Origin of the sequence: Cellulomonas sp. ACRRI (assembly GCF_022346185.1) — a bacterium.
Taxonomy (GTDB): domain Bacteria; phylum Actinomycetota; class Actinomycetes; order Actinomycetales; family Cellulomonadaceae; genus Cellulomonas.
On sequence record NZ_JAKRMS010000003.1, the window covers coordinates 80716 to 98711 of the forward strand.

The following is a 17996-nucleotide window of genomic DNA, read 5'->3' on the forward strand; positions in this document are numbered from 1 at the left end:
GATGTCGGCGCGCGAACGTACGCTCCGCGTCGTGATCGTGTTGCGTGCCCTGGCTGAGACCGTCCCCCCGGATCACACCGGGGTCGACCCTGACCGCCGGACGTCGCAGCTGGAGGGTCGCGGCGTGGACTACGACGCGGCGATGGCCGCGCTGCGCGAGCAGGTGCCGGACGGGGTGCGCCTGATCTGGGTCCGCCGGCCGGGCGCGGACGACCCCCACTAGCGGGGTGGGGCACGCCGACGGCTTCGGTGCGTGCGGGAGGGCCCTCGGATCGAGGCGGTTGCCACACTCGACTCCTGGTTGTCCGAAGGCCCTCCGGGTCGACGGTAGGTCGTCGTGTCGCAGCGACGGCGATCGGGTGCTGGACCACGGAGCCCCCTCGACGCGGTGCGTCGAGGGGGCTCCGTGGTGCGGTGCGGGTGTCAGGCTCGGGCGCGGGCTCGTCGGGCGAGGACGGTTGCCGTCCCGCCGGCGAGCAGGAGCACCGCGGCGATCGCGGCGATGAGCGCCGCGGTCTCGGCGCCGGTGCGCGCGAGGACCCCGGTGGGCGCTGCGGCGGCCGGGGTGTCCGGCGCCGCGACGGGGGCGGCGGTGATGGTCAGGCCGGCGCGGGCGGGGTCGGACGTCGCGCCGTTGATCGTCTGGGTCGCGGTGATCGCGTGCTCGCCGGCGGCGAGCCGCTCGGCCAGCTCGACGCCCCAGGTGCCCTGCTCGACCTCGGCGGTCAGCGCCGCGGTGTCGTTCACGGCGAGCTGGACGCTGGCACCGTCGATGCCGGTCCCCTCGACTCGGTTGGGGGCGTCGGCCTCGGCGAACGTCACCCCGTCGAGGCTGGTGATCGCGGGGGCGACGGGCACGACCTGGAACGTGGTCGTCACCGGGGCGGTCGGGGTGCCGCTGGTCTGCGCGACGGTCACGGCGTGCACGCCGTAGGACAGGTCGACGGCCACCTGCCATGTCCCGTCGGTGCCGACCACGGCGGTCTCGGTGACGGCACCGGTGAGCTCGACGGTCTCGCCGGCGTTGCCGACGCCGGTGATCTGCTGCAGCCCGGTGACGACGCGCTCGCCCTCGGCGGGGCTGGTGATGCCGGTGGCCGGGACGACGTCGTAGCCGAAGCTCAGGGCCTGGGAGACGGAGTATCCGCTGCGGGCGGTCGCGGTGTAGGTCACCGCGCCGGCCTGGGTGGGGGCGGTGATCGACCAGGTGCCGGCGCCGCTGACCGGGACGTCGACGGGCGCCTCGCTCCCCCGCTGCACGGACAGCACGGTGTCGGCCGGGGCGGTGCCGGTGATGGTGGCGCCGGGCAGGATCGTCGAGCCGTCGGCCGGGCCGGTCAGGGCCGGGGCGGCGACCTCGACGGCGACGGTGTACCCGCCGGTGCGGGCCAGCGCGGCCTGCAGGTCCGCGGCCCACATGACCGGGACCCCGCCGCTGGTGCCGCCGCCGGAGACCAGGCCGACGGCGGTGGAGCCCTGCAGGACCGCGCCGCCGGAGTCGCCCTCGGCGGCCGGCACGTCGGTCATGAACCCGGCGACCTCGCGGCCGTCGACGACGGCCCAGCCGTGCCCGAGGACGCTGCCGGAGGTGAACCCGGTGGTGCGGCCGGACTTCACGACGTTCTGGTCGACCTGGGCGCGGCCCACGGCGGTGACCGGGCGGGTGGAGGCCGACAGGTCCGCCACGGTGGTCCAGTTGGTGACCGCGGGCAGCAGCGTGAGGTCGGGGTTGGCCACGTCGATCACGGACACGTCGGTGCTGGTGACGTCGCCGTCGGCGCCCGGGGTGTTGCCCGGCCCGCCGAACTGGGAGAACCCGAACTGGCCGAGCTCGGCCAGCAGCGAGATGTCGTCGCCGCCGCCCGCGTCGTCGTCCGCCGGCACGGTCAGCGCCGCCTCGGTGAAGTCGCCGTCGTCGGTGCAGTGCCCGGCGGAGATGACCGCGGGCGCGCCGGCCGGGGTGAAACCGGTGAAGCCGACCGAGCAGAGCCCGGCGGCGAACGACAGCGGGTTGTACGCGGCGTACCCGGCGCCGCCGACCACGTCGCTGGAGGCGAGCGCGGTCAGCGGCGCGTCCAGGACGATGACCTCGACGTTGCCGTGGCCGTCCACGAACTCCTCGGCCTCGTCGACCAGCTCCTCGACCGGCTCGGTGGTCAGCAGCACGACGTTGCCGTCGCCGTCCGCCGTCACCGCCTCGACGCCCTCCAGCCCGAGCAGCGTGCGCGCCTGGGCGCTGAACTGCGGCCCCGACGTCGGCGCCACCGGGTCGACGTCGTCGGCGAACGCGGCCGTCCCGGCCAGGCCGGCCAGACCCCCGGTCGCGAGCGACCCGACGGCCAGGCACGCGACCCGGCCCTTCCATCGTGCAGACAATGCGACTCCTCGTCGTTGAGCCCCCCGCACCCGTCAACGACACGCGGATGTGACGTTGACCAGGTAGGACTCATCGACGCTAGCGGCGCAGGACCGACACTCAGGAGCCGGTCAGGCGGCACCTAGATCCGTTGCGTACCTGCGGGATCGGCCGGACGAGACGGCTGCGCGCACGCACGGTGGGGATGCGAGCACCTACTGGCCTGCAACCCTGCCGCTGGGGGTGCGCACCACGGGGCTACGGTCGCGCCGTGTCGAAGCGCCTGCTGGTGTCCGTGGTCGACGACCTCGACGGCACCCCTGCGGGCTCGTCTCACGTCCTCGGGCTCGACGATCAGCGTGTCCGACTCGACCTCAGCGCCGCGAACCTGACACGGCTGCGCACGGCGTTGGCGCCGTTCGTGGACTCGGACAGCACTCCCGACCGGGGGCGTTCGTCGCGAGCATCCACCCCCCGTGCCTGGCGACGCTGGCCAGGCTCCACGGGGCACCGCGGCACGGGCGCCTCCCCGCCGCCGTTCTGGAGCAGTGGCGCGACATGGTCGACACCGACGCCCGTGCCACGCCGGTGATTCGCACCCACCTTCTCGAGCTGGACCGCAGGGTCGTGCATCTGCCGCTGAGCGCCGGCGACCTGGCGGAGCTTCGGGCGGTCCTGGGTCCGTTCCTCGAGGCCGGTACTCCCTCACCGGTGCGCGCACGGCCCGGGCGGCCGCCCGCCGCGCTCGCCGAGCTGGCGCGTACGCAGGGGGTCTCGATCACCGCCGGCGCACTCCCCCGCCCGCTGCTCGAGCAGTGGCGATCGCAGGTGGTACGCGCCGCCGGCCTCACGAGCCCGGCGCTCAGTCCCGGAGACGCCTCAGAACGGCTTGCCGTCGAGGACGGGCAGGTCGAACACGGCCGCGACCTCGCGCAGGGCGGGGGTGTCGACGTTGGTCGAGCCGAGGAGCCGGGGGTCGTTCTCCCCCGGTGACAAGCCGTCGTCGCCGCGCCGGTCCCACCATGCCCAGCAGCGGCCCATCAGGGTCCGCGACTGGAACCAGATCCCCAGGGGCCTGGTGCCGTCGTCGAGCTCGAGGCCCCGGATCCACTCGGCGACGAGCGTGGTCACCCCGCGGTCGGCGCTCTCCAGGGCCCCGGACCACAGGTCGTCCGGCAGCCCCGGGATCGAGGGCTGGGCTGCCTGGATCGCCATGAGGGTGTCGGCGTGGTCGATCTGGACCCACCACCCGCTGGTCGGCATCCAGACCTGGTAGATCGAGCGGGCGTACTGCCAGCGGCAGGACACCGACCAGGGCCGGTCGACGTCGTTCTCGGCCGACTGTCCGAGGACCGCCTCGACGTACTCCTCGACGGAGTAGCCGGCGCGTCCGGCCGCGACGGCCAGCCGCAACCGGTCGACCCGCATCGGGGCAAGCACCTCGGCGAACGCGGTCTGCGGGGTGTCGGCGAAGTACACGGTGCTGCCGACGGTGTCCCAGCGCCCTCGGCGGTCAGGGACACCGGTCGGCAGCGGCCCCACGTCGCTGTTCGGGTACCCCTCGAGCGCGGGACGCCCGCGGTCCTTCGCGACGCGGAACGCGTGACCACCGGAGGCCGGGACCAGGCGAACCCCCGTACGCGCGCAGGTGCGGCCGCCCTCCTCGAGCGAGGTCACGCCGCGTACGTGTCGTCGACGAACGCGCGCGCCGCGCCGAGCACCTCCGCGTGCCGCAGCTCGTAGACCGCGTTCAGGGGCAGGTCGTCCTCCAGTCGCGGGTTGGCTCCGACCAGGAAGGCCAGCGCGACATCGCGGCCCTCGGCAGCTTCGACGGTGCGCCAGACCTGGTAGCCCAACCTCAGCCGCTTCTGAGTCTCCATCTGCGGCGTCGGGCCGTCCGGGCGGGCCCAGCGCGACGGCATCGTGCGGTCCTTGGTGCCGGTCATGCTCTGCACGACCGCCGGCCCCACGGCATCGATCAGCCGCCGGACCAGATCGTGGATGTCGAGCAGCATCGCGTCGCGGTGCACATCGATGCGAGCCTGGGAGGTCATGGCCAAACCGTAGCAAGTCCGCTACGGATGTGACATCCGGCCACAGGTTGAAGCCGCACTGAATCTACATCCTCCGCTTCTCGAATACCCTTTAGGGTGCGGTGGCGACCGCTGCGCCGCGGCTGCCAGCGCGTTCGCCTTGTTCGAACACGTGTTCGATACTGGCGGGGTGGTCGACCGGGGTCCGATGCGCGACATGGCGCGGCAGGTGCCGCCGACCGTGATCGCCGGCCAGCGCATCACACGCTCACCCTCGCCCGTTCCCGTGCGGGCCTGGATCATCGACGGCCGCGGTCGCGACGTCCAGGTCGACGGTGAGGCGGTTGCGTGGACACCGTCGGCCGTCCACGTGCGCTACCGCGACGAGCACGGACGCGCCGGCACTGCGTGGGTCTGGGCCTCGGCGGTGACCCGGCGGTGAACCTGCCACAGAGCGTCCCGGGCGGGCTCTCGCGGATCGCAGCCGCAGTCCCGCTGCACAACGCTCTACCCGTCCCGGCCGGCGTCCACCACGACGTCGACCGCCCCGTGCCCGTCACCGCGGTGCTGCGCTGGGCCACCGGCGACGAGCTCCTGGAGACGCTCGCACTGGAGTGGACCCGGTCCGTGGTCCGGGTCCGGATCACGGACCTGCGCGTCATGACCGGCGCGGTGTGGCTGCCGGCGGCCGACGTGCAGCGCCGGCTCACGTGAACCCGGGGCGGAGTGGCCGGACTCCGTGTCGAGCATCGGAGGACGTTGGTACCGAAACCCCGTGTTTCGGTACCAACGTGTAGAGTGGCACCTTGCAAGGCCCCATGTGGCCTCCGTGGTCACCCACGGGGTCTTGCACCTCGCGGACCCCCGGCCTCGGCCGGGGGTTCTTGCGTTTCAGCCGAGCCAGACGACGCCGTTGTCGTCGGAGTCGGGCAGCCAGTGGCTTCGGGTGGTCATGTACGCGCGGATCGCCTCGGGGACCGCAGCGTTCTTCGTACCCCAGATGTCAGGCCGCGCCTGGAGGTGGCGGTGGTACGCGCCATAAGCGATCAGGTCGACGGCCTGGATCAGCTGGCTGTAGCGGCTGTCCTGCATGATCGGATCTTCGACGACGCGCCGCCGGCCGATGTCGAGATCCCGGTGCACACGTCGGTAGGGCGCGGCGTTGCGCAGCGCGCTCTCCCACTGCGCGGCCAGCTCCTCCCTGGAGATCTCGGAGCCGTCGTCCTGCTGGATGCCCTGCGGGCCGTCGTAGAAGATGACCAGCTCGGTCTGCCGGCTCGCGGCCCAGTCCTCCAGGTACGCGACGAACTGCGCATAGACCGTCGACTTCGACACGGTGGTCGTGCCGACGGTCACGACGTGGAAGTGCTCGTACTGCGACAGGTGGCTCAGGACGATCCGACCCGTCGCGGCGCGCTGCCTCCCCCCGAACGCCGCGTCCTGCTCAGGGGACTCGCAGAACTTCCCGCGGCCCTTGTACAGGCGCGTGGCGTGCAGCTCTGCGTGCTTGCGCACTCCGAACGCTGCGTGCACCTCCCGCCGACCGGCGAGCCAGGCGTCCAGTACGCCGCTCCAGTGCTCCGGCTCAACGAGGAGCGCGGACAACGTGGTGCCGTTCTTCGAGTCGCCGGAGTCATCGACGTATGCCATGTACACGAAGGTCATGATCTCGCAGGCACTCCGCAGACCGATCTGGCCGCGGCCAGCGAAGGCCGGATGCGGGCCGAGGCGCGACCTCCACGCAACCTCGGCTGTGGGGCCCTACTGGGTGAGTTCCTCGCGGATCGCGCCGCATCGGGTGCACCGGTGGCGGAAGGCCTGATCCTGGCGCCGCTCGATCCAGGCCAGGACGACCTGCCATCGGTGGCCGAGCAGGGTGCAGCGCAGCCCGCCCGGGCTCACCGTGCGTCCAGCGCCCGGCAAGCGGGGCACTCGGGGTCTCGGGCGCCGGGGCGATCGGGCTCGGGGCAGCGTCCGTTGAACAGGTGCCCCGGCGTGGGCAGCCACGGCGCAGGGTCGGCCGCCGGCGCCGACGCGGCGCCGGCGGCCGCGCGCAGGGCACTCAGGGCCGCGTCCAGGCCGCCGTCGAGGTGCCGGGCGGCCGCGGCCGCCTCCACGTCCCGCACCGCACCTTTCAGGGCTCGCAGGGCATCGGCCGCGCGCTGGTCGGCGCGCGCCCAACCGTCCAGGGCCTCGGCATAGGCGTCCTGGACCTGGTCGTAGCTGGTCATGACGTCGACGACGCTCAGCGTGCCGGCGTGCTCTACGGACCGGAGGGTGTCGAGGACGGCGTCGAGGACCTGCTCGTCGCGCTCGTCGGCACGGTCCAGGACGTGCCGAATGTGCGCGATCCAGGCGTCTCGGTCGAGGCTCACCGCGCGGGCGTCCACGGGCCAGGTCTCGATGCGCACGACATCACCGCCGTGCTGGTGGGCCTGGGCCTGCGCGCTGTTCCGGTCCTCGGCGATGTCGACCGAGCCCGCGTCATCGAGCTCCACGCCGTACTCGACCCTGCTCGGGCGCCCGACGAGACCGGGGACCGGGGCCGGCGAGATCGACCGGGCGGGCTGTGGAGCGTTCATCGGTCCTGGCCTTCCGGGTGAACGTGCTCGACGGGGTCGGGCAGGTCGACGGTCTCGACGAACACGCGGACGTCGGGGTTGTCGGATCGCAGCTGCTGCAGGACGCCGCGGACCTGCTCGTGGGCGGCGCTGACGTCGGCGTCGAAGGCCCTGTCGTCGTCGGAGGTGCTGGGAACGGTGATCGTGAGGTCCAGCGGGACCGTGAACGTCAGCGTGGTGGGCATCGGGTTCCTCTGAGAGTCAGGCCGGGTCGGCGAGACCGGGCAGCGCTGGGTCGGGCCACTGGTACAGCGGGCCCAGTGGCAGGCGAGGACTGGTGGCGGTGACACGCCACCGGTCGGCGCCGTCGCCCTCGCCGGGTTCGCCGACGTGGTCGACCTGGTCGTGGGTGCCGGCCGCGTGGGAGATCGCGGCGAGGACCAGGGCGACCTCGGCGCGCGGCAGGCTGGCGAGCAGCCACGACAGCGGCGGGATCCGCTCGAGCCCGGGCCAGTCGGCCTGCGGGTCCGTCCACGCCCCGAGGTGGGCGGCGATGAGAGCCACGGCCCGGTCAGCCGGCGGCAGGTCGACCTGCTCGCTGCTCGCATGGGCGATGAGCCGGTCCCAGCGGATGAAGAGGACGTCGGACTCCCCCGCCGGTGCCCACACGCAGTCACGGGCGAAGCCGGGACGTGCTAGCCAGGTCCAGTGCCGGATGAGCAGCTCGACGGCCGCCTCGGACGGGTACCTGCCGGCGGCGCCGGAGCGCAGGCCGTTGGTGAGCTCGGTGACTGTCAGCAGCGACGGGTCCATGAGGAACGCTCCTTGGTCAGTGCGGCTGACGGCGGGGTGCGGCTCTCGGCGTTGGTGTGGCCGGCCGGGAGTCAGCCGGCGGCGGTCTGGTCGTCCTGGTCCTCGACGATGGCGGTCTTGCCCTCCCAGACGTCCAGGGCCAGACGGAGCGCCTGGTCGAGCACGTCAACGAACTTGGCGTTGTGCTCCTGGGCGTAGGCGTCGACGCGGGCGCGCAGGCCGATCTCGATCGTCGTGGTCAAGGGCCGCATGATCCGCTCGTTCCGCGGCCGCCCGGGGCCACGGCGGTACGACGGCGCGGCCGGCTCCTCGACCGCGCCCTGGCGGCTCGCGCCGCGCGCCTTCGGGGCCGCCGGCGCTGCGGCGGCGACGGCTGCAGGCTGGGCAAGGCCGGGAGGCACGGCGGCTGCTGACGCCCGCTCCTGCTTCGGCTCGGCGACGGCGGCCTGACCTCTCGGAGCCTTCGGCGCCGGCGGGCTGGTCGCGGAGTCAGGGGCGGGCGTGTGCGTGGCGACCAGGTCCTCGACGAGGTTGCGGGACTCGGGTGCCCGCACCAGGGACGGGCGCCGCTCGGTCGTTGCCATCTCAGGCCACCTCCTCGACGAGCCACTTGGCGTGGCGGGCGTAGTCCTCGGCGATCGCCGCGGCGACCGGGCCGCGCATCTTCGAGACAGGCTTGTGCGCGCCGGCGCTGGTTGGGACGACCGTCGAGGCGCGCAGGTAGGGCGAGCGCACGACGTCGGTGCCGAACGCGGCCTTCAGCTCCTTGAGGCCTTCCTGGTGCTCGATCGTGTTGAGCTTGGCCTTGTTGACGATGATCCCGGCCAGACGCAGCGCGGGGTTCAGCTGCGGGTTGCGGCGCACCGCGCTCAGGGTCTCGATGAACTCCCCCACGCCGCGGATCGAGTACGGCTCGAGCTCGGTGAGGATGACCACCCGATCGGCGACGATCAGGCCGTTCAGGGTCAGCCGACCCAGGCTCGGCGGGGAGTCGATGAGGATGTCGTCGAACTCCTCGAGCCCGGACGCCTGCCACATCGCGTTCTTGAGCCGGTGCTCCGGAGTCATCAGGGACTCCTGCTCGAACAGCGACAGCCTCTTGCTCCCGGGCACGGCGCTCACCCCGGGCCACGCGGTCTCGACGATCGCGTCACCGATGACGCCGGTCTCCTCGGATCGCAGCACGTCGTACATGTCGTACTCCCCGACCGCGTCCAGCGTCTCGGTGGAGTTCGCCTGGGCGTCAAGGTCTAGGACCAGCACGCGCCGGCCCAGGTCCGTCAGCGCCGCCGCGAAGTTGCAGGTCGTGGCGGTCTTCCCCACGCCACCCTTCTGGTTCGCAAGCGCGGTGATCGTCGGCATGCCTCGCATCCTCTCCGTCGTCTGGCGTCGCAGCCGTAAGGCGCGCCGTACCGCCCCCAGGGCGGCCAGATGGACGGACGTCCAGCCATACCGCCGTACGTATGGTAGCACGGCTGTACGGATGTACGTAGGCCCTGACGTACGGCAATACGTACGTAAGTATTTAACGCTGGCGTCGCGGCCACTCGTGGGCGCTCTGGTAAGCACGGCACCCGACGGTCGACCCAGTGCCGCATTACGTACGTAAGTAATTAACGGCGCGTGGCGCCCCGCTGGGCACGACATGATGGCGATGGTACGGGCGGGGCCCGGGATGGGCCCTATGGGGGACGGCCGAGAGAACGGATCGGGCTGAGGGACAGCGCCATCAGCGTCGAGGGCCGGCCGCTGCCGGCACGCCTGGTCAGCAAGATCACCTGACGCGCCTGCGACCTGCCTCTCGCACCGGCACCTCGCCCGGCGCGGGCTCAGGCGGTGTCGGAGGGGAGCCACCCGACGCTTCGGGCGGCCGCGGTCAGGGTCTGGTAGTCCTCGCTGGCGATCCAGTCCTGAGCGACGATCGCGGCCAGAGCGGCAGCAGCGAGCTCGGCGTCCTCGGACCGTGGCGGCGCCCACCTGAAGTGCGCTTCCTCGACGTCGAAGTCCTCCAGGTACCAAGCGACCTCGGGCAGGTTGGTCCTGGTCACCTGGTCGACGCGATCACGCGGCCCCTTGAACCGCGCGATCTGCGCTGAGGTCCCGCTGGACTCCCCGAAGTCGCCTGCTGCGATCCACTCGGCGCTGGTCGCGGTCGCGACGCGTGCGATGAACGCGCGCGCCTGGTCGTCGTGTGGCCCGAACGAGTCGATCGGCGCGGGGATCACCCGACCGTGGTGACCCGGTCCGGGCTCCGCGAACCCGGTGAGGTCGAGCGTCCCGGGTGGGAGCGGGGGAGCCTGGACCCCTTGCCGGGTGGTGGTCCTGGGTCGCGGCTTCCTCTTGCGGCGGTGCTTCGAGGTCGGCATGACGCGATCCTCTCGCAGTTCAGGGGCCACCTCACGGCTGTTCGGCGCACGAGGCGCAGGGGGCCTAGGCGACGGCGTGACCGGGCCGTCTGCGCGTGGGCGGTTCGTCGAACAGGACCTGCTGTTCGACGGTGGTCGCCGGTCGGCGCAGCAGCTCGTCCTCGGGGAGCCGCCTGGTCTGCGGCGGCGGGGTGCCTTCGATGACGCGTAGCGCGTGGGGGAGGTTCCAGCTGGAGCGGTGCAGGTTCCAGTCCATGACGAGCTGCGCGCGTTCGTGTGCCGGCAGGCCGGCGAACCACAGGGCGCGCTCCTGTGACCGACGTTCGAGCTCTTCGGGGGCCGTGTCGTTGAGCCACTGGTCGTAGCGGGTGCGCTCGTGCTCGCCGGCGCGCGAGCGGTCGCTGGCCAGGGCGTGCTTGCGTGCGGCGCGCTCGGCGGGGGACAGCCGCAGGAACGCCGCGGCGGCGGCCTGCTGCCGTTGGCGTTGTTCGTCGGGGTCGAGGGTCGACCACCACTGGTGCTGCCGTGCGCGCCTGGCCTTGGCGGCGCGCTGACGGGCGGCGTCCCGCTGCCGTCGCCACCGTTCACGGCGTCGGTCGACGTCGACGGTGTCGCGGAACTCGCGGCGCTCCTGTGCCACGGCGCGGGCCTTGCGGGCCGTCAGCAGGGATCCGACCTGCACCAGTTCCTCCGCCTGCCCGCTCGGTGGCAGCGCGTGCCACAGGCCGTGCTCGTCTCCTCGAGCGAGGCCGTGCCCGGCGAGCACGCGCAGGTGGGCGCGGGCTGCGCGGAGCTGCCCGGCGGTGGGCTCGTCGTCCGGCGCGGTCAGCAGCCCGGCGGCCCGCAGGAGGTCGGTGGTCGTGGTTCCCGAGGGCGGCCCGGCCTGGAGCCTCTGGAGGAGCTGGGCGGCCGTCAGGCCGAGGGAGAGCCTCTGGGGGAGGGGCGGTCGCGGCTGGGGGGGTTGAAACCTATGTGGGCCAGTGGCCGACACAGCAGCACCCTCGGTGTCGTGCGGTTCGGTTATGAAGCGCTCGGCGAGGCGGATGGTGTCGCTCGTGTCGGTGGTGCCGGGGGCGTACGTCGCCTCGACGGTGATCAGGCCGGCGTCGACCAGGCGGGGCAGGCTGGCCCGGATCGTGGTGCGGGACCCGACCGCGCACAGGAGCAGGAGCTCGCGTTGTGGGATGCGCAGCTCGGTGTCTCCGAGGGCTTCCATGCGCTCGATCAGGACGGCGGCGATCTCGTAGTCGGTCTGCCGGGTCGTGGCAGGCCAGGACCGCCAGGCCGACTCGAGGTGCGCGCGTGCGCGCAGGGTGGCCGGCAGTGGGTCGCCGGCGTTCTGGGCGCGGCGCTCGGCGAGCCAGGTGTCGGCGTCCAGCACGGCGCGGTTCCACAGCAGCCACCACCAGCGCCGGCCGTTGCGCTTGGACTTCGTGAACGCGGTGCGGGCGCTGGTGTGGACGGCCTGCCAGGCCTCGTCCTCGCCGTAGCCGGCGATGACGAGCTGGAAGGTGGCCTCCAGCTCGATCTGGGAGCGGGTGGAGGGGTCGCGGTCGACGGCGCGTGCGGCGGCGCGGCCGCGGTCGAGGTACGCCGCCCAGACCTCGGGCAGCTGCCGGCGGGGGCGCCGGCGGGGGATCAGGGCGGCGTCGGGGCCGTGCAGCGGGACGACCTCGGCCCTGTGGGCCCGCCGGCGGGCGGTGATCCGCTCGGGCAGCGCCTCGAGCGTGCGGGCGAGCTCGACGAGGGCGGCGCCGGCGCCGGAGGGCGGGGGAGTGGCGCCGCGGCGGCGGTGCGGAGCGGACAGCGGGCGGACCTGGCGTCGCAGGTCGACGCTCCGCGGGCCGATGCGGAACTCCGCGCGCAGCTCGGCGATGAACGCGGTGAGGGCGTCGAGGTGGACACCCGGTACGACCAGGACGTGCGCGCGGCCGTCGGCGCCGCCGGAGGCGCGGACCAGGTGCCACAGGCCGCGGGCCCGGCACCAGTCGGTGATCGTGTCCACGGCGAACGCAGCGACGTCGCCGGTGAGGTCGACGTCGACGGCGCGGACCTCGGGACGCAGCCGGCCGACGACGGTGGCCACGGCGCCGCGGCCGACCAGGGCCAGGGCGTCGTCGAGGGTGGCAGGCGACACGCCGGGGACTCTCCGGTTCTGGGCGTCGATCGCGAACCAGGACGCGGGCTCGAAGAGCAGCGCGTCAAGGTCGTGACCTGCAGAGACGTCGTCTCTGGCACCGCGGAAAGCGGGGGGTGGCGTGGTCGCACCAGGGTGGCGTTCACCCGCACGCGTCGGCGTGTCACCGGCGTGTGGGTGCGCCAAAGCAGGGCGCACGGGTACAGTGACTCCCAACTTCATATGAGAACGGGACGAACCCCGATTCGGGGATCGTCTCTCTGAGGCCCATCACCGCCCCGCCGCCAAGCTGAAGGGTGAAGGACCGAGGACTCACGAAGACCGCCCCTCCGGGGGCGGTCTTTTTTTGGCTAGGCGGACTTCGCCAGTCGCGCAGCCCCCCTCTCCAGGAGAACGCCCTGCGCCGTGTCGTGCTTCGGCGCCGGGGCATACTCCTCCATGCCCACCTCACGGGCGAGCAGGAGGGTCACGAAGTCTGAGAGCTCGTAGCCGAGCTCCGCGGCGCGGGCTCGAACTGCCTCGCCGACCGGCAGAGCGGGGCGAGCCGTGAACTGGTCGCGGGGCCCCTTGGACGGGCGACCGCCGTGTCCGCGCTTCATGCTCATGCGCCTACCTAACCGCACAGAGACGTGCAGAAACAGAAACTGACGCGGCGTGTTGCCGTTTGATCGTTGACTTGGCGCTGGGCTCACGGCATCTGCTCGCGACGTCGTGCTGCGGCGAGGTCCGCCAGGACGAGCGAGCGGAGCAGGCCGGGGGTCCGGGCGTCGATCGCGTGAGCGCGCCGCAGCAGGATGCTCGCGAGGGGGATCGGGATGGTGGCCGTGACGTGCTCGCACGCAGGGTAGTCGGGCAGGGGAGCCCCGCTCAGGGGCGGCCTGTCGCGTGTGTACGCCTCGACGAGCGTGTTGAGGTACTCGTCGCGGTCGCTGAGGTGGAGCTGGTCGACGCGGGCGTCGACGGCGGCGAGGGTGCCACCCGGCAGCAGGAAGGACACGCGCCGCCTTGGCGTCCGCGGGTGCCGGCCGTCGGTCGACCGCGCCGGGGGAGGAGCGTCCGGCTCGGGGGGACGGCGCGACTCTGGCACGCCGGCATCTTCGCGGGTGGGCGCACCTGAGTGTTGCCGGGTGAGTGGCCGTCCGTGATGACTCGACGCCCAGTGGTCGAGCTCAGCCGGTGCTCGTGATGTGACCTCGCCGCCGGCGAAGGGCCCTGGACGGTCGCGCGAGGGCCGTTCGGCGAGACGAGCGGCTGAGGCGCCCGACCGAGCGGGGGCAATGCGAAAGCCGGGCGCCTCGGCCCGCGTGCGCTGTTCAGCACGCCGTCGGCGGCGACAGGAACCACCGCGGCTGCACGCGAGCCTGTCCAACTTCGCACACGGGTCCACCTACCTAGCCCCGTGGGACCGGCTCGGGGTGCCGTCGGGCCGATCCCTGACCACCCAGGCGGCCACCACCTGGGCCTGTGGTGCCGACACTCAGCGCTGTGGTGGGGGACACGCTTCGTGCATTCCGGGCAGGGCCGGCCGGGTCTTCAGGATGCTCCGGGCGGCATCGCTGCTCGCGCGCCTGGTGGGTTCCCCTCAGGGTGGAGAGTGCGCGCGCGGTAGGTGGTGACCTCGGTGGGACCGTAGGCGCGGGGGTAGGACTAGCTGCCACCGCGCGCGGCGAACGCGTGTCGGTAGCGGCCCAGGCGCCGTGGAGCGATGAGTGACGACGAAGTTGTCGAGGACGATCGGCGGAGGTGTGGCTGCCGTGCTGGTTGCCGCGACCTGCGCGTGTTCTGGTGGCGGTGGTGCCGGCTTCTGGGAGCTGACCCGTGGGTCGGATGACCAGATGGTGACGGCGTGCGAGCGGCTGTTCGGGAAGCCGGAGGCGCTCGGCAAGCGGCTCGGGCTCGAGCTGCAGGGCGACAGCCACTCGTCGGGGACCTGCACCTACCCGACGGTCGCGGGTGCGTTGAGCCTGACGTTCTCCGAGGACCAGCCGTACGGCGAGATGATGAAGGTCCGGGGGGAGAAGTACTGGATCGGGCTGTCGAGCTACCCCGCGATCCCGTCGGACAAGCAGCCTTCCGCGCTGAAGTGGCTGCGCGGCCGCGCTGATGCGATCAGCGATGACTACGACGCCTGGGTGGCGGGGTTGCCGGTGCTCGAGGAGAGCTGGGCGAGCGCCGATGCCGCCTCGGGACAGATGGATCCGGTCCGTGCGGTCGGCGCTTCGATGTCGACGCCGGCGGGGACGGTGCACGTCGCGTCGGTCTCTGTGCCCGCGTTCGTCGTGGTCGGCGGCTCGGACCTGCGGGCTGCCGACGGTGAGGAGCTGGTGTCGATCGCTTTGGAGATCTCCCGCGAGCGGGACATCTCGACCTACGAGGTGCTGGTCGACGGGGTCGTGTCTGCCGAGGCGACCGAGGCGGTTGGTGTCGGTGTGCAGACCGGCACCATGACCCTCACGATGTCGATCCCGGACGGCGCCGAGGTGGTCCTGGCGGCCACGACCGGTGAGGTAGTTCAGCGGATCGACCTGTTGACGGGCGAGGTCGACGACGACGGTCTGTCCGAGCGTCTTGGTACGGCGCGGCGCGGGACCGTGACCGCGAGCAAGGCGTCACCGAAGGCTCTGAGCGCGAGCGGTGAGGACGTCACCTCCTGGCGCGGGTATCTGGACGATCCGTATGGGACGAGCGCTGCTTGGTCGGTCGCTGCCTGGGATGACGGCCCGGCGCCGGACGGGCAGGAGTTCTTCCGTCTGGAGCTGAAGGCTGCCAGCACGACCTCCGCACACGCCTTGACCGCTGCCGATGCGGTCGCGACCGTCAACGGTGTGCCGCACCCCGCGACGAGCTGGGACCCGCAGGCGTACACGTACGTGTTCCTGGTGCCTGCGGGAGCGGATCGCATCGAGGTCACGGTGAGCGCGACGCTGGACCCCGCCAAGGCGCGTTGGGGCTGGAACCAGGAGCCGACCGGCAGCTACAGCGGGCCGTTGGTCTACTCCTGGAGCATCGATACGCACGACGTCGTCGCCGAAGGTTCCGGAGGCTGGTCCTCTTAGCGCCGCGTGAATGTCCAACGAAGTTGGACGTCCAACGAAGATGGACGTCCAAGGAGTGCATGCCCCACCTAGCGTGCTGACCGAGCAGCACAACGTCAGGTGACGTCTCGCCGGGTGGTGGTTTCGACGCCGGTGGTGGTGTCGCGGACGGTCTTGGTCGTGCCAGGGGTTCGGGAGGCTGCGAGGTAACCGGCGATGGTGCCCAGGACGGTGAACGCGGCCGTCTTGGTCTCGCTGGCGACGGACCCGAACGCGAGGACGACCGCGGCGACGACGACGAACATCAGGGCCATCACGCGCACGAGCGTGACGGGTCCTTCCTTGCCTCGTAGGCGCAGCAGGACGTAGGTGCCGGCGACGACGAGGAACGCACCGAACGCGAAGGCCAGGAACCCGGCTCCGGAGACGAAGCCTGCTCCGGTGCCGGTCGCGGCTGCGCCGGGGGCGGTTGGGGCGGGCGTCGGGGACGAGGTGCTGGTGAGCACCACGTGCGCCAGCGTCCATGTGCTTGCTGTCATGCCGCACCCCCGTTGGTCCGCCAGCACGGTCATCCTCGCGCGACCAGGGGCGTTGAGGCACGGGTGAAACCTCCCGGCGTCGGCCGGTGGCTAGGCTGGGACCGTCCGGGGCTTCGGGCCCTTCCCGCGCCGCGCAGATGAGGCAGGCCCTGGTGCGGACCGGTTGTGAGCCGGCGCGTGCCCTGCGCCCATGCGAGCAGCCTCGTGACCTTCTGCAGCAAGATCGCGTACCCGACGCCGCGCGCCGCGGCGCGCGCGCTCGAGTTCTTACGCCGGCGTCAGCGTGCGCGTGGACGGCGGATGGTCGTCGCGGTGCACCCGTGCGCGACCTGTCGGCCGTGGCACGTCACGTCGCGGGCGCCGTCGGGGCGAGCATCGCGCGCATGGCAGGAGCTGGCGGGACTCGCCAGGTGACGCGATGCGGGGCGTCGCTCCTGCCGGGTCGTCGGGCTCAGCCGGCGCTCTTGATCGTCACGACGGCGTCGACGCCGAACTGGTTGATGATCCCTCGCACCAGGTCGTGAGCCACCTCGAGGTCGGTCAAGAGGTCGTCGCGCGCACCGAGCATGCTGTCGACCGGCTCGACACGGGTCACCGGGTCCGACACCGCTCGGGCCGTGGAGACGCCGCCGCGCCTGCTGGCGGGAGCGAGCCAGAACGGTCCGTCATGCGAGTTGTGCACGGTTGCGCGCATGCTGATCGGCCCCGAGGTGCGCAGCGCTGCGGTCCACGATCGGGCGAGCGCGACGGCCGATCCCACGGTGTGTTCGACCTGCTCGTGGCTGAGGTACGGCCGCTGGTCCACGCCGACCCCGGGTTCACCCGAGCCGAAGGCCAGGACCGTCGAGCCGTCGTGATGCATCTCGCACAGGGTCCAGCTGGCGAGGCCGTCGTTCGGCTCGTTGTGGCCACGGACGACGAAGGACCAGCGCCTCAGGCCCACGCCGGGGTTGTGGTCAACCTGCGAAGCGAATCCGGAGCCCAAGGCATCTCGGCCTACGAAGATCGCGCGCTCGCGCGCTTCCACGTCCTCGACCACGGTCTGGACGACTGCGCGGTCGGGCGGCCGAAAGCCGAGGGGCGGGCCGCTGAGCGGTCGCGCGGCCACGATGGTCCAGCGCCCGCCGTACGGGCCTCGGAACGCGAGTCGACGGCTCGCGCCTTCCACCAGCCGGTCGAGCGCGGAAGCCGCGTCGTCCTGCCGGCGGAACCGGTCGCGGTAAGCACGCTCGATCTCCCGCTCCCGCAGGTTCGCGATATGCGGGCCGTCGCGCCAGGGCGCGGCCGGCGGCTGGCCGTCCTTCTCGTAGAAGTGCGGGGCATCGGGGCTCGGCGGTACCCAGACCGCCAGGACGCCGCGGCCTGGCTCACCCGGGTTCTCGAGCTGCTCGATCTCGACGCCGGCGATGATCGGCCGGACGCGACCCCAGGCGACTGATCGGACCTGCTGCTCGGCGTGCTCGTCGAGTGCGACGTCGGTGTGCACGGGGATCTTGGAGCCGTCGTCGCGGGTCTCCTCCCCGACGCCGAACACGATCAGCCCGCCACCGGAGTTGGCCATCGCGGCCAGATCCTTGCCGAGCTCGACCCGCTCGCCCTCGCTGGAGGGCCGGTGGCCCTTCCACTCCAGCTGCGCGTCCTCGTCGAGCTGCTGGTCGACCGCGGCGCGAATGTCGTCGTAGGTCAAGGGACGGGCCTCGATGCCGAGGCGCTCGTGCAAACGGGTCCAGGTGATCGCCACGCCCCCATCCTGGCTCTGACAGCCGACGCGTGAGGGTCGTTCGGTGAGGCGAGCGGATGAGGCGCCGGCCCAGTGGGGGCAATACGGAAGCCGGGTGCCTCGGCCCGCGCGCGCTGCCAAGCACACCGTCAGCGGCGACAGGAACCACAGGCGGCCGAACGCGAGCCTGTCCAACTTGGCACACGGATCCACCTACCTAGCCGCTCGGGAACGGGCTGCGGCGACACCGCGGCGATCCCTGACCACCCAGCCGGCCACCACCTAGGCCTGCGGTGCTGACACTCAGCGCTGTGGTGGGGGCCACACTTCGTTCATGTCGGGCAGGGCAGGCCCGGTCGTCAGGAGGTGGGAGTGATGTCGCCGCACGCGGATGGTGCGACGAGTGCGCCGCTGCGCGGCGGGCGACGTACCGCAC

18 protein-coding genes are annotated in these 17996 nt (G+C 72.3%); 4 read left to right on the top strand and 14 right to left on the bottom strand.

All coding sequences use genetic code 11. The features are described 5' to 3' along the window. Nucleotides 1-423 precede the first annotated feature (423 nt). Nucleotides 424-2376 (bottom strand): S1 family peptidase, encoded by a 1953-nt coding sequence (locus MHY85_RS01795; RefSeq protein WP_218706771.1) that lies wholly within the window; start codon nt 2374-2376, stop codon nt 424-426. A gap of 185 nt (nt 2377-2561) precedes the next feature. On the opposite strand from MHY85_RS01795, the gene MHY85_RS22015 reads away from it, so the two are divergent. After that, nucleotides 2562-2948, top strand: coding sequence for a histone-like nucleoid-structuring protein Lsr2 (locus MHY85_RS22015; RefSeq protein ID WP_374225968.1), 387 nt, complete (start codon nt 2562-2564; stop codon nt 2946-2948). A gap of 287 nt (nt 2949-3235) precedes the next feature. Here MHY85_RS22015 and MHY85_RS01800 read toward each other — a convergent pair whose 3' ends face one another. Both MHY85_RS01800 and MHY85_RS01805 read right to left on the bottom strand, forming a co-directional pair. Next, nucleotides 3236-4033, bottom strand: a complete 798-nt coding sequence (locus MHY85_RS01800) for an RES domain-containing protein (protein WP_218706773.1) — start codon at nt 4031-4033, stop codon at nt 3236-3238. Further along, entirely contained in the window at nt 4030-4410 is a 381-nt protein-coding gene (locus MHY85_RS01805; RefSeq protein ID WP_218706774.1) for a hypothetical protein, read from the bottom strand. Before MHY85_RS01805 ends, MHY85_RS01800 begins: the two co-directional genes overlap by 4 nt. Nucleotides 4411-4579: 169 nt before the next feature. Here MHY85_RS01805 and MHY85_RS01810 point away from each other — a divergent pair, with 169 nt between their 5' ends. Together MHY85_RS01810 and MHY85_RS01815 are read left to right on the top strand one after the other, a co-directional pair. Beyond that, on the top strand, nt 4580-4831 hold the full coding sequence (locus MHY85_RS01810) for a hypothetical protein (protein WP_239192379.1): 252 nt from the start codon (nt 4580-4582) through the stop codon (nt 4829-4831). Nucleotides 4832-4938: 107 nt separating this feature from the next. Then, complete coding sequence (locus tag MHY85_RS01815; RefSeq protein ID WP_218706776.1) at nt 4939-5103, top strand: hypothetical protein; 165 nt, start codon at nt 4939-4941, stop codon at nt 5101-5103. A gap of 177 nt (nt 5104-5280) precedes the next feature. On the opposite strand, the gene MHY85_RS01820 is transcribed toward MHY85_RS01815, so the two are convergent. The 9 genes from MHY85_RS01820 to MHY85_RS01860 all read right to left on the bottom strand — a co-directional run bounded on the left by MHY85_RS01820 (nt 5281) and on the right by MHY85_RS01860 (nt 13263). Continuing rightward, nucleotides 5281-6054, bottom strand: coding sequence for a DUF3800 domain-containing protein (locus MHY85_RS01820; protein WP_218706777.1), 774 nt, complete (start codon nt 6052-6054; stop codon nt 5281-5283). A gap of 233 nt (nt 6055-6287) precedes the next feature. Continuing rightward, entirely contained in the window at nt 6288-6800 is a 513-nt protein-coding gene (locus tag MHY85_RS01825) for a hypothetical protein (RefSeq protein ID WP_239192382.1), read from the bottom strand. 167 nt (nt 6801-6967) lie between these two features. Then, a complete protein-coding gene (locus MHY85_RS01830) occupies nt 6968-7195 on the bottom strand; it encodes a hypothetical protein (RefSeq protein WP_218706780.1) in 228 nt (75 codons plus the stop codon). Nucleotides 7196-7211: 16 nt separating this feature from the next. After that, nucleotides 7212-7763, bottom strand: a complete 552-nt coding sequence (locus MHY85_RS01835; RefSeq protein WP_218706782.1) for a hypothetical protein — start codon at nt 7761-7763, stop codon at nt 7212-7214. A 71-nt stretch (nt 7764-7834) separates the two neighbouring features. Beyond that, entirely contained in the window at nt 7835-8347 is a 513-nt protein-coding gene (locus MHY85_RS01840) for a hypothetical protein (RefSeq protein WP_218706784.1), read from the bottom strand. A 1-nt stretch (nt 8348) separates the two neighbouring features. Next, entirely contained in the window at nt 8349-9125 is a 777-nt protein-coding gene (locus MHY85_RS01845; protein ID WP_218706785.1) for a ParA family protein, read from the bottom strand. 467 nt (nt 9126-9592) lie between these two features. Further along, nucleotides 9593-9988: a hypothetical protein gene (locus MHY85_RS01850; RefSeq protein WP_239192385.1), complete on the bottom strand. Its 396-nt coding sequence runs from the start codon at nt 9986-9988 to the stop codon at nt 9593-9595. A gap of 205 nt (nt 9989-10193) precedes the next feature. Next, on the bottom strand, nt 10194-12266 hold the full coding sequence (locus tag MHY85_RS01855; protein WP_218706787.1) for a hypothetical protein: 2073 nt from the start codon (nt 12264-12266) through the stop codon (nt 10194-10196). A gap of 688 nt (nt 12267-12954) precedes the next feature. Further along, nucleotides 12955-13263: a hypothetical protein gene (locus tag MHY85_RS01860; RefSeq protein ID WP_218706788.1), complete on the bottom strand. Its 309-nt coding sequence runs from the start codon at nt 13261-13263 to the stop codon at nt 12955-12957. Nucleotides 13264-13975: 712 nt separating this feature from the next. Here MHY85_RS01860 and MHY85_RS01865 point away from each other — a divergent pair. Then, on the top strand, nt 13976-15322 hold the full coding sequence (locus tag MHY85_RS01865; RefSeq protein WP_218706789.1) for a hypothetical protein: 1347 nt from the start codon (nt 13976-13978) through the stop codon (nt 15320-15322). Nucleotides 15323-15417: 95 nt separating this feature from the next. Here MHY85_RS01865 and MHY85_RS01870 read toward each other — a convergent pair whose 3' ends face one another. After that, the gene (locus MHY85_RS01870) at nt 15418-15840 is read right to left on the bottom strand and encodes a hypothetical protein (protein ID WP_218706790.1); all 423 of its coding nucleotides are present in this window, start codon (nt 15838-15840) and stop codon (nt 15418-15420) included. A gap of 451 nt (nt 15841-16291) precedes the next feature. Further along, nucleotides 16292-17581: a helix-turn-helix domain-containing protein gene (locus MHY85_RS01875; protein WP_218706791.1), complete on the bottom strand. Its 1290-nt coding sequence runs from the start codon at nt 17579-17581 to the stop codon at nt 16292-16294. Nucleotides 17582-17996 lie beyond the last annotated feature (415 nt).